This is a genomic window from Streptosporangium sp. NPDC049078, assembly GCF_040648855.1.
In the GTDB taxonomy this organism is placed as follows: domain Bacteria; phylum Actinomycetota; class Actinomycetes; order Streptosporangiales; family Streptosporangiaceae; genus Streptosporangium.
This window is the reverse complement of the sequence record NZ_JBEZEL010000020.1, coordinates 152,938-164,518: the sequence shown is the minus strand read 5'-3', so window position 1 is coordinate 164,518 and position 11,581 is coordinate 152,938. Positions and strand designations below refer to the sequence as shown.

The window sequence follows — 11,581 nt, the reverse complement described above, 5'->3', positions numbered from 1 at the left end:
ACCTTGGCAGACCTCTCCCACATTGAGGTGGGATTCCCGGTATTGAAAAGCGGCCCACGCCACGTGGGGGCCATCTCCCACCACCGTCTGCTGTGACCACATAGGCGCCAGACTACGGCTTTTTGGCGTTTGCTCCCAACCTCTTGGGAAAGTCGCTGATTGCAGCCTTATGTTGAATGGACGTATCCTGTCGATGTATCGGTTCGATACATCGACGCGAGAGGTGGTGGTTTCCAGTGGCCGGCGGACGTGGCGGCGTGCTGGAGCTGGCCGTGCTCGGGTCGTTGCACGAGACCCCCCTACACGGCTATGAGCTGCGCAAACGGCTCAACGCCCTGCTCGGTATGTTCCGGGCGTTCTCCTACGGCTCGCTCTACCCGTGCCTCCGCCAGTTGCTCACCGACGGACTGATCGTCGAAGACGGCGACGCCGCCGCGGCCACCACGGCCACCGACAGCGCCATCGTGCTCCCCGGCCGCCGTTCGAAGATCGTCTACAAGCTGACCGCGGAGGGCAAGGAACGCCTGCAGGAGCTCCTCACCCAGGCGGGCCCTTCCGCCTGGGAGGACGAGAGCTTCGGCGTGCACTTCGCCTTCTTCAGGCACACCGAGGCCGAGGTGCGCCTGCGCATTCTCGAGGGCCGCCGCAGCCGGCTTGAGGAACGTCTGGACAGCGTGCGCACGGCACTCGCCCGTACGCGCGAGCGGCTGGACAGCTACACCCTTGAGCTTCAGCGTCACGGCCTGGAGTCGGTCGAACGCGAAGTGCGCTGGTTGAATGAGCTGATCGCCACCGAACGGCAGGCATCGCCGCCGGAGGGGGAGCGGCGACCCGCGCGAGAGGAGACGTCCAGGGCGCCCGCGCCAGGGACGGGCACGACGGGGCGGCACGCCACCCCGGAAGAAAACTGACCATTGAGAAGAACAAAAAGGGGAGCGAGTGCCATGGGTTCGGTGCGCGTAGCCATTGTCGGTGTAGGCAACTGCGCCACGTCGCTCATTCAGGGCGTGCACTACTACCGGGACGCCGACCCCGGTATGCGGGTGCCGGGCCTGATGCACGTCAAGTTCGGCGATTATCACATCGGTGACGTGGAGTTCGTCGCGGCGTTCGACGTGGACGCCAAGAAGGTCGGACGTGACCTGTCCGAGGCGATCGTCGCCTCGGAGAACAACACGATCAAGATCTGCGACGTGCCGCCGCTCGGCATCACGGTGCAGCGTGGCCCCACCCTCGACGGCCTTGGCGAGTACTACCGGGAGATGGTCGAGGAGTCCGACGAGGCTCCGGTCGACGTCGTGCAGGTCCTCAAGGACAGCAAGGTGGACGTCCTCGTCTCCTACCTGCCGGTGGGCTCGGAGGAGGCCGACCGCTTCTACGCGCAGTGCGCCCTCGACGCGAAGGTCGCGTTCGTCAACGCGCTCCCGGTGTTCATCGCCTCCGACCCCACGTGGGCGCAGAAGTTCGTCGACGCGGGCGTCCCGATCGTCGGCGACGACATCAAGTCCCAGGTCGGCGCGACCATCACGCACCGCGTGATGGCGAAGCTGTTCGAGGACCGCGGCGTCGAGTTGCTCCGCACCTACCAGCTGAACTTCGGCGGCAACATGGACTTCATGAACATGCTGGAGCGCAAGCGCCTGCAGTCCAAGAAGATCTCCAAGACCCAGGCGGTCACCTCGCAGATCCCGCACGAGATGCAGAAGGCCGACGTGCACATCGGCCCTTCCGACCACGTGCCGTGGCTCGACGACCGCAAGTGGGCGTACGTGCGCCTGGAGGGCAGGTCCTTCGGCGACACTCCCCTCAACCTGGAGTACAAGCTGGAGGTATGGGACTCCCCCAACTCCGCCGGCATCATCATCGACGCGGTACGCGCCGCCAAGATCGCTCTTGACCGGGGCATCGCCGGGCCGATCCTGTCCGCCTCCTCCTACTTCATGAAGTCGCCGCCGGAGCAGTACTCCGACGACGAGGCGCGCGAGTACGTGGAGAAGTTCATCCGCGGTGAGGTCGAGCGCTGACCTTCCCGAGCCTTCCGGCATCGAACGGCGAGAGCCCTCGGCCCATATGGGCCGAGGGCTCTCGCCGTTGGACGACCGCCGGTGTGAGAGGCACCCACACCGCCGGAACGGAAGGTCTCGGTGGGAGGCGGGTTGGAGGCCGGCGCGTCAGCGGGCGGCGGGCGGGAGGTCGGCGGGGTCCGCGGCCCCCCAGGCGAGCGGGTCGGCGCCGAGCTCGACCAGCTGGGGAACCTGTTCGCGGCACCAGGGGGAGATCGCCAGGCGGTCGCCGAGCACCCCGTCGGTGAACTCCTTCCACGGCATCCAGCGGACGTCGTCGACCTCGTCGGGGTTCGGCGCGGCCTCCGCGGTCACGAGCACCCGGTAGACCGGGCACAGCTCCCGTTCGACGATGCCGTTGTCCATGACCGCCCGGTAGGAGAAGCGCGGCAGGAGGAGGTCGACCCGGTCGGCCGCGAGGCCGAGCTCGTGGGAGAGCCTGCGGGTCACCGCCTCGGCGAGCGGCTCCCCGGGGAGGGGGTGGCCGCAGCAGCTGTTGGTCCACACCCCCGGCCAGGTCGTCTTGTGCAGGGCGCGGCGGGAGAGCAGGACCCGCCCCTGCTCGTCGAACACGTAACTGGAGAAGGCCAGATGGAGGGGAGTGTCGAGACCGTGCACCGTGGCCTTCGCCGCCGTGCCGATCGCGTTTCCCTCTGTGTCGACGAGCACAACGTGTTCATCAGGTGTCACTCGAACGAGGGTACGTGATCATGTTGGTTTACCGCGCCCCCTAAGTGATACGTAGGCAAAGGTGGTAAATGCCCGCTAACACAATCAGGGAGGTTCCCGATGCCCGTCCAGGCCGCCCACGCATAGGCTGAGCGCGTGTCATTTGCATCCGATCTACGCGTGGTCCTGGAAGGTCGGGACTTCCGGAGGCTGTACGCGACCCGCCTGGTCTCGCAGTTCTCCGACGGGATCTTCCAGTTCGCCGTGGCCGGATTCGCGTTCTTCAGCCCGGAGAAGAGCACGAGCGCGGTGGAGATCGCCGCGGGGCTCGCCGTGCTGCTGCTGCCGTACTCGATCCTGGGACCCTTCGTCGGGGTGTTCATCGACCGCTGGTCGCGGCGGCAGATCCTCGTCATCGCGCCGATGGTCCGCGGGGCGCTGCTGCTCGTGGCGGCGGCACTCGTCGCCGCGAACGCCCCGGACGGCATCTTCTACGTCGCCGCGCTCGGCGTCCTCGGGGTGAACCGCTTCTTCCTCGCCGCGCTGGGGGCCTCACTCCCGCACGTCGTGCCCGCCGACCGGCTGATGGTGGCCAACGCGGTCACCCCGACCTCGGGCACCGTGCTCACCTTCGTGGGCATAGGCGCCGGATACCTGCTCCGGGCGGTCTTCGGCTCCGACCACCCGGGTACGGCCGTGCTGCTCGTCGTCTCCGGTCTCGTCTTCGGGCTCAGCGCGCTCATCGCCATGACCATGGGGAGGCGTCTGCTCGGTCCCGCCGACGACCCCGACCGGCCGCAGGCCCGCGAGGCCGTACGCCACGTGCTGACCGGCCTGGCCGACGGCGCGAGGCACCTCGTCCGGCACCGGGCCGCCGCGGCGGCGATGGGCGCGATGGCCACCCACCGGTTCATGTACGGCATGTGCACCGCGATGCTCGTGCTGCTGTCGCGCTACTACTTCGCGGAGAACGCCGAGGACGCGCTGAACGCGGTCTCCGTCGTGGTCGCCACCTCGGGGGTCGGCTACTTCCTGGCCATCCTGGTCACGCCGTGGGCCACCGAGCGCTTCACCATCGAACGATGGGTCCCGGCCATGCTGATCACCTCCGGGGTGCTGACGCTCGCGTTCTGCGCGGCGTTCCAGCAGTGGGGGTTCGCGGCCGCGGGCTTCGTCCTCGGCATCGCCGGGCAGAGCATCAAGATCTGCGCCGACACCGCCGTCCAGCGGGATCTCCAGGACGCCTACCTCGGCCGGGCCTTCTCCATCTACGACATGCTCTTCAACGGCAGCTACGTGCTGGCCGCGGCACTGGCGGCGGCACTGCTGCCGCCGGACGGCAGGTCGCTGCTCGTGCTGGTGCTCATCGCCACCGGATACGTCGCGGGCGCGGTGACCTACCGGGTCGTCACACCGGCCCGGGTGGCCGAACCGCTGCCGTCGCAGCCCTCGCAGTGAACGGGCGTCGTCGCCCCCGTACCCTTCACGACGACCGCACCACCGCCACCGTCGCCGTCGGGCCCCTCACGACGACCGGGCGGCCGCCGTCGCCCTCACACCGGTCACAGTGAGCGGGCCGCCGCCGTCATCGCCGTCGTGACCCTCTCCAGGTCGTCGTCGCCGATCGAGTAGGGCGGCATGGCGTAGATCAGCCGCCCGAACGGGCGGAGCCAGACGCCGTGCCGCATGACGAGGTCCTGGACGGCGGGGACGTCGACGGGCTCACGGGCCTCGATCACCCCGATCGCGCCGAGGACCCGCACGTCCCTCACCCCGGCCGCCCCCGAGGCCCCCTTCAGGCCCGCGAGGAGACCGGTCTCGATCCGGCCGACCTCCTCGCGCCACGGGCGCTCCCGCAGGAGCTCCAGGGAGGCGCTCGCGACGGCCGCGGCCAGCGGGTTGCCCATGAAGGTCGGCCCGTGCATCAGCACCCCGACGCCCCTCGCCACCCGTTCGGTGCACAGCGTCGCGGCCAGCGACATGTAGCCGCCGGTCAGGGCCTTGCCCAGGCACATGATGTCGGGCCTGATCCCGGCGTGGTCGCAGCCGAACAGCTCCCCGGTCCTGCCGAACCCGGTGGCGATCTCGTCGGCGATCAGCAGGACGCCGTGCTCGTCGGCGAGCTCGCGGAGCAGCCGCAGGTAGGCCGGGTGGTAGAAGTGCATGCCGCCCGCCCCCTGGACGACCGGCTCCACGATGATCGCGGCCAGCTCGTGGGCGTGCCGGGCGACCAGGTCCGACAGTCGTGCCGCGTAACCCTCGTCGTACTCGCGCGGCGGCCGGTCGGCGAACACGTGCTCGGGCAGCACACCGGAGAACAGGTGGTGCATGCCGTTGACCGGGTCGCAGACCGACATCGCCCCGAAGGTGTCGCCGTGGTAGCCGCCCCTCACCGTGAGCAGCCGTCCCCTGCCGGTGAACTGGAACGCCATCTTGATCGCGACCTCGACGGCGACCGATCCGGAATCGGCGAGGAACACCCTCGGCAGCCCGGTCATGGAGGCGAGTGTGGCGGCCAGCCGTACGGCGGGCTCGTGGGTGAGCCCGCCGAACATGACGTGCGCCATGTCCTCCAGCTGGTCCTTCAGCGCCCGGTTGAGCCGGGGGTGGTTGTAGCCGTGGATCGCCGCCCACCAGGACGACATGCCGTCGACCAGCTCGCGCCCGTCGGCGAGGGTGATCCGCACCCCGTCCGCGCGGGAGACCACGTGCGGCGCCACCGGCTGGGGCGCGGCCGCGTAGGGGTGCCACACGTGCTCCCGGTCGAGCAGGGCGATCCCGGCCCCGTCGAGACCGTCGAGGCCGCCGCGATCGGCCCGCGGACCGGAAGCGTCAAGGGCGTCACCACCGGGACGGGAGCCGGGGGTGACGTGATCGTCCGGCTCAGAGGCGCCGTTCAGAGCCCACCTCGCTCATCCCTCCCGCGTCACCGGCCTCGTCGGCCCTCGCCCACTCCCGGAGGGCGTCCGCGGCGGCCTCCTTGCCGATGACACCCCTGTCGAGGCGCATCTCCAGCAGGAACCTGTAGGCGCGGCCCACGACAGGACCCGGCGGAACGCCGAGGAGCTCCTGGATCTCGTTGCCGTCGAGCTCGGGGCGGATCTTGCCGAGCTCCTCCTCCTCGGCCAGCCGGGCGATGCGCTCCTCCAGCTGGTCGTAGGTCTGCGACAGGGCCAGCGCCTTGCGCCGGTTGCGGGTGGTGCAGTCGGCGCGGGTCAGCCTGTGCAGGCGCTCCAGCAGGTGTCCGGCGTCGCGGACGTAGCGGCGCACGGCCGAGTCGGTCCACTCGCCCGTGCCGTACCCGTGGAAACGCAGGTGCAGCTCCACCAGGCGGGAGACGTCGGCCACCACGTCCTTGGGGAACTTCAGCTCCGTCATGCGCTTTCTGGCGAGCTGGGCCCCGACCACCTCGTGGTGGTGGAAGGAGACCCTGCCGCCGGGCTCGTGGCGGCGGGTCTTCGGCTTGCCCACGTCGTGCAGGAGCGCGGCCCAGCGCAGGATCTGGTCGGGGCCGTTCTCCTCAAGGTCGATCGCCTGCTCCAGCACGATCAGCGAGTGCTCGTAGACGTCCTTGTGCCGATGGTGCTCGTCGATCTCCAGGCGGAGCTTCGGCAGCTCGGGCAGCACGTGGGCGGCGAGCCCCGACTCGACGAGGAGCCGCAGGCCCTCGCGGGGGTGGTCACCGCCGATGAGCTTGTCCAGCTCGTCGCGGATGCGCTCGGCGGAGACGATGTCGATCCTGTCGGCCATCGCGCCCATCGCGGCGAGCGCCGCCGGATCGACGGAGAAGCCGAGCTGGCTGGCGAACCTCGCGGCGCGGAGCATCCGCAGCGGGTCGTCGCCGAAGGAGCGCTCGGGAGGGCCCGGGGTGCGCAGCACCTTGGCGTGCAGATCGTCGAGGCCGCCGTGCGGGTCGACGAACTCGCGGGACGGCAGGCGCAGCGCCATCGCGTTGACCGCGAAGTCGCGCCGGGCCAGGTCGCCCTCCAGCGTGTCGCCGTAGGCCACGTCGGGCTTGCGCGACTTGGGGTCGTACGACTCGCTGCGATAGGTCGTGATCTCCAGCAGCCACCCGCCCTTGCGGACGCCGACGGTGCCGAAGTCGATGCCGATCGTCCAGATGGAGTCGGCCCAGTCCCGGACGAGCTCCAGGACGGTCTCCGGCCTCGCGTCCGTGGTCAGGTCGAGGTCGTTGCCGATCCTCGCGAGGAAGACATCGCGGACGGAGCCGCCGACGAGGGCGATCTGGTAGCCCCTGGCCGCGAAAAGCTCGCCGAGCTCGTCCGCCACGGGTGCGATCTTCCGGAACAGCTCGCTCATGCCGTGGCGCTGGCTCTGGGTCAGATTTGAAAGGGACAAGCCGGGTAGGTCCTTCGGTTACGGAACATGTTCCCTGCGGGGATACACCTGAAGCGATCACCAGGTTACGGTCGGTCAGGAAACCTCGGGGACTGTGCGTCGAGGCAAGGAGCACACATGAAGGATGCGCTCGCGATCCACCGCTGGCTCCTCGCACACCAGGTCCATCATGAGATCGTACGCCTTCCGCGCGCGATGACATGTTCGGACGAACTCCCCGAGGTGCTGTCGGTGAGCCCTGAGATATGCGTGGGGGTCGCGGTTTTCGAGGTCACGACACGACTCGGCCGCGATCCCGTGGCGGTCGTCACCTCCGTCGGCTCCCCGCCGCGCCCCGGCGTGGTCGGCGGCATCCTGGGGGCGAGAAGGGTGCGGGTGGCTCCGGCCTTCACCGTCAACTCCGCCACCGACTACGCCTCGGGACTGGTGTGCCCGCTGCTGTTGCCCGACACGCTCACCGTGCTGGTGGACGAGCGACTCACCCACGGCGCCACACTCGTTTACGTGCCCACCGGAGAGCGCAGGACGGCACTCCAGATCCGGGCGGACCACCTGCTCACACTGGTGTCAGGAAAGATCGTCGATCTGACCCGGCAGGGCTCTCGCGGGGAGCCGGCGATCTTTCCGCTCGCCGGTTAGGCGCCGGTTAGGCCATAGCATTACCGGCGTGCGCCGTACTCGACCCCTGGCCGGCACGTGATCCGCAAAGCCGCGCTGCTCGCCCTGTTCGTCACCACGCTGCTCGTTCCCGCGGCCGTGGTCGTTCCGGGTATGGCGAGCGCCCGGACGACCTCGGCGAGCCGGGCGGGCCTTCAGGTCGTGATGGAGGCGATCGGTCCCGACGCCCCCCGTGACCCGACCACCGAGATCAAACTGTCGGGCTCCCTGGTCAACTCGGGCGCCGAACCCATGAGCGGGCTGCGCATCCGGATGCACTTCTCGCCGCAGCCGTTCGCCAGGCGCGCCGACATGGAGGCGTACCTGGCCGGGCAGACCCTCCCGAGCTCGTGGTGCTGCGAGAGTTTCGTCCAGGCGTCGATCGCGCCTTCGGGCAAGCTGCCGTGGCAGTTCGCCTTCACGCCGCAGGAGCTGAAGTTCTCCGGCTTCGGCGTCTATCCGATCATGGTCGAGGTGCGCGACGCCTTCGGGCAGCAGGTCTCCACCCTGCGGACCATGGTGACCTACATGCCCAGGGAGACCAGGGTGCCCCGCACCCGGCTCGCCATGGTGCTGCCCATCGTCGACCAGCCGCGCCGGTCGGAGGACTCCGTCTTCGCCGACGGGAACCTGCCCGCGGCGATGGCCCCCGGCAAGCGCCTGGGCGACCTTCTCAAGATCGCCCAGGACACCTCGTCCGCCAAGGGCCTCACCTGGATCGTCGACCCCGCCCTGCTCGACGACGCGCGGGCGATGGGCGAGCCGCACACGGTCAGGGTCAAGGACCGCGGCCAGCGGCGCCCCGCGGCCCCCGAGGCCGCCCGGTGGCTGAGCGACTTCCGTGAGGCCGTCGCCGACCAGCCGGTGGTCGCCACCCCCTACGCCGACCCCGACGTCGTGGCGCTCGCCCACAACGGTTTCGACGACGCCACCCGGACCGGGATCTCGGCGGCCGGGATCGTCGCCAGGGAGACCCTCGGCCGCGACGTGATCACCAACGTGAACTGGCCGGTGGGCGGCCTGATCGACTACGACGGGCTTGACCTGCTCGCCACCGGCGGCGTCGACACCGTGCTGCTGAACGTGCTGAACCTGCCGCCGACGACGCCCCCGGTCACCACCCCCGACGCCTCGGCGACCCTGGAGAGCGTGAACGGCCCGCTCACCGCCCTCGTCGCCGACGCGACGCTGAGCGAGACCGTCGGCGCCGACACCTCCACCCCCGGCGCGGCGCTGACGAACCGCCAGCGGTTCATCGCGGAGACGGCGATGATCAGCTCGGAGGCCGTCACCACCGCCAGAACGGTGATCGCCGTCCCGCACCGCCGCTGGGACCCCGATCCCGCCTATGTCACCGACCTGGTCGAGACGGCCGCCACCCTGCCCTGGCTGGCACCCGTCACGCTCGACACGATCAAGCGCGGCAAGGGCGCTCCGGTCCCCAGGTCCGGCCTGACCTACACCGACGCCGACCGCAAGCTGGAGCTTCCCAAGCAGTACATGACGGGCGTCAGGAAGGTCGGCGCCCGCGCCGACCTGACCTCCGCGATCACCACCGCCCAGGACCTCGACGTCTTCGACCTGGCGCTGCTGCGCCTGACCTCCTCGGCGTGGCGGGGCAGGACGGGCAACGCGACCCCGTACGTCCAGCAGGTCACGGGGGCGATCGACGGCCGGATCGCCATGGTCAACATCACCGGCAGCGAGCAGTCTCGGCTGCGCACCCTGGCCGGCAGCAACGGCGACGTGCCGATCAGCGTGCGCAACGATCTGAGCGGCGAGGCCAGCCGGATCGCGGTCCGGCTCAGGGTGACCTCCGACCAGCCGGATCTGCTCAAGATCGAGCCGTACGAGGACAAACTGGAGATCCTCGGCGGCCAGAACCAGACCATCCGGATCCCGATGACCTCGACCTCCACGGCCAGCGGCCAGACGACCGTGACGGTCCAGCTCACCACCGACGACGGCCGCAAGTACGGCAAGCCGGTCGAGCTGACCGTGCGGACCACCGGCTACACCGGGGTCGCCCTGGTGATCGTCGGAGCCGCCCTCGTGGTGATGCTTGCCGCCGTCGTCCTGCGCGTCCTGCGCCGCAGGGGAGGCCGCCGCCCCGCGGCCGCTCCCCCGCCCGAGCGCCTGCACGAGCCCGCCGGCACCGAGTCCTGAGCGCCTGGCGCTCCCAGCACGTAGCGGAGGAAAGCGCATGAGCAGGGTTCTGCGCGCGAGCGCGATCATGGCGGCGGGGACGATGGTCTCCCGCGTCACCGGCTTCGTCCGGACGGCGGTGCTCGCGGCGGCCATCGGCACCTTCGCGCTGGGCGACGCCTACAACGTCGCCTACACGATTCCCCTCATCCTGTTCGACCTGCTCATCGGCGGGATCCTGAGCAGCGTCGTGGTTCCGATGATCATCAGGCGGCAGAAGTCCGACCCCGACGGCGGCCGGGCCTACGAGCAGCGTCTGATGACGCTCGGGGTGATCACGCTCACCCTGCTGGCGTTGGTCGCGGTGATCCTCGCCGGACCGCTGATCAGCCTCTACAGCACCGACTGGGGGCCCAGGCAGACCGAGGTCGCGGTCAGGCTGGCGCAGTTCATCCTGCCGCAGATCGCCTTCTTCGGGATCGGCGCGATCGCCGGCGCGATCCTCAACACCCGCGACAGATTCGCCGCGCCGATGTGGGCACCGGTGCTGAACAACATCGTGATGATCGGCGTCGCGATCGTCTACTACGTGAAGCTGGGCGGGGCGGGCACCGACGTCGACACGATCGCCGACGCCGACCTGGCGCTGCTCGGGCTCGGCACCACGGCCGGCATCGTGGCGCAGTGCGCGGTGCTGGTCATCGCGCTGCACCGGGTGGGATTCCGCTTCCGGCCCAGGTTCGACCTGCGCAACGCCGGGCTCGGCGAGATGAGCAGGACCGCGGTCTGGACCTTCGCCTACGTGGGGATCAGCCAGCTGGGCTTCCTGATCACCACCAAGCTGGCGACCGGCGCGGGACAGCGTGCCCCCGGTGCGGGAAACGCCGCCTACTCCTACGCCTACCAGTTCTTCCAGCTCCCCTACGGGATCATCGCGGTCTCGGTGATCACCGCGATGCTGCCCAGGATGAGCCGGGGGGTGGCCGACGGCCAGCTCGACACGGTCCGCGAGGAGTTCGCATCCGGGGTGCGGCTGGTGTCGGTGCTGCTGGTGCCCGCCGGGCTGCTGCTGATGGTGCTCGGCCCCGCGGTGACCGTGCTGATCTTCTCGTGGGGCAACATGACCGTCGGCTCGGCGGTCTACATCGGCAACGTGCTGCAGGTCTTCGGGCTCGCGCTGGTGCCGTTCTCGATCTTCCAGCTCCTGCTGCGCGTCTTCTACTCCTTCGGCGACACCCGCACCCCGGCGTTCCTCGCCCTCGGCAACGTGGCGGTGAACGCCACGCTCAGCCTCGTGGCCTACTACACCCTGCCCGCCAGGTACATCGTGATGGGCCTCGCGCTCGCGTTCACCGTCGCCTACGTGGCCGGTGCCGCGGTCGCCTGGACGATGGCCTCGCGCCGCGTGGGGGGCCTGGCGGGACGCACGGTGGCCGCCGGACTGTCCCGGATGTATCTCGCCGCCCTCCCGGCGGCCGCGTTCGCGCTCGGCGTGCTGTGGCTCACGCAGGAACTCACCGCGTTGGACGCGCTGAGTGCGGCCGTCATGCTGGCGGCGGGCGGCGGACTCGGTATGGTTCTTTACTTGGCGATCGCCCACCGGATGCGCATCCCCGAGGTGAGTTCGATCGTTGGAATGGTCGCAGGACGGGTAGGCCGGTAAGCCAAAGACTTGTCTTAAACGTCTG

At 69.7% G+C, this 11,581-nt stretch carries 9 protein-coding genes; 6 read left to right on the top strand and 3 right to left on the bottom strand.

Annotated features, from left to right (window positions below):
- The first annotated feature begins 236 nt into the window (after positions 1–236).
- On the top strand, positions 237–911 hold the full coding sequence (locus AB0B90_RS31045) for a PadR family transcriptional regulator (RefSeq protein ID WP_350941840.1): 675 nt from the start codon (positions 237–239) through the stop codon (positions 909–911).
- A gap of 33 nt (positions 912–944) precedes the next feature.
- Entirely contained in the window at positions 945–2,024 is a 1,080-nt protein-coding gene (locus AB0B90_RS31040) for an inositol-3-phosphate synthase (RefSeq protein ID WP_350941841.1), read from the top strand.
- Between the two features lie 147 nt (positions 2,025–2,171).
- On the opposite strand, the gene idi is transcribed toward AB0B90_RS31040, so the two are convergent.
- Positions 2,172–2,753: an isopentenyl-diphosphate Delta-isomerase gene (gene idi / locus AB0B90_RS31035; protein WP_362926053.1), complete on the bottom strand. Its 582-nt coding sequence runs from the start codon at positions 2,751–2,753 to the stop codon at positions 2,172–2,174.
- A 135-nt stretch (positions 2,754–2,888) separates the two neighbouring features.
- Between idi and AB0B90_RS31030 the strand changes: the two genes are divergently transcribed.
- Positions 2,889–4,190: an MFS transporter gene (locus AB0B90_RS31030; protein ID WP_362926052.1), complete on the top strand. Its 1,302-nt coding sequence runs from the start codon at positions 2,889–2,891 to the stop codon at positions 4,188–4,190.
- A gap of 104 nt (positions 4,191–4,294) precedes the next feature.
- Here the strand turns inward: AB0B90_RS31030 and AB0B90_RS31025 are convergent, their stop codons facing one another.
- Together AB0B90_RS31025 and AB0B90_RS31020 are read right to left on the bottom strand one after the other, a co-directional pair.
- Positions 4,295–5,509, bottom strand: coding sequence for an adenosylmethionine--8-amino-7-oxononanoate transaminase (locus tag AB0B90_RS31025; protein ID WP_362926066.1), 1,215 nt, complete (start codon positions 5,507–5,509; stop codon positions 4,295–4,297).
- A gap of 106 nt (positions 5,510–5,615) precedes the next feature.
- Complete coding sequence (locus AB0B90_RS31020; RefSeq protein WP_362926051.1) at positions 5,616–7,052, bottom strand: CCA tRNA nucleotidyltransferase; 1,437 nt, start codon at positions 7,050–7,052, stop codon at positions 5,616–5,618.
- A gap of 156 nt (positions 7,053–7,208) precedes the next feature.
- On the opposite strand from AB0B90_RS31020, the gene AB0B90_RS31015 reads away from it, so the two are divergent.
- Genes AB0B90_RS31015 through murJ form a run of 3 tightly spaced genes read left to right on the top strand, consistent with a single transcriptional unit; the run spans position 7,209 to position 11,556 of the window.
- Positions 7,209–7,730, top strand: coding sequence for a YbaK/EbsC family protein (locus AB0B90_RS31015; RefSeq protein WP_350941846.1), 522 nt, complete (start codon positions 7,209–7,211; stop codon positions 7,728–7,730).
- A gap of 57 nt (positions 7,731–7,787) precedes the next feature.
- Positions 7,788–9,914 carry a DUF6049 family protein gene (locus AB0B90_RS31010; RefSeq protein ID WP_362926050.1) on the top strand — a complete coding sequence of 709 codons (2,127 nt, stop codon included), beginning with the start codon at positions 7,788–7,790 and terminating at the stop codon, positions 9,912–9,914.
- 37 nt (positions 9,915–9,951) lie between these two features.
- Entirely contained in the window at positions 9,952–11,556 is a 1,605-nt protein-coding gene (gene murJ, locus AB0B90_RS31005) for a murein biosynthesis integral membrane protein MurJ (RefSeq protein ID WP_362926049.1), read from the top strand.
- Positions 11,557–11,581: the final 25 nt, after the last annotated feature.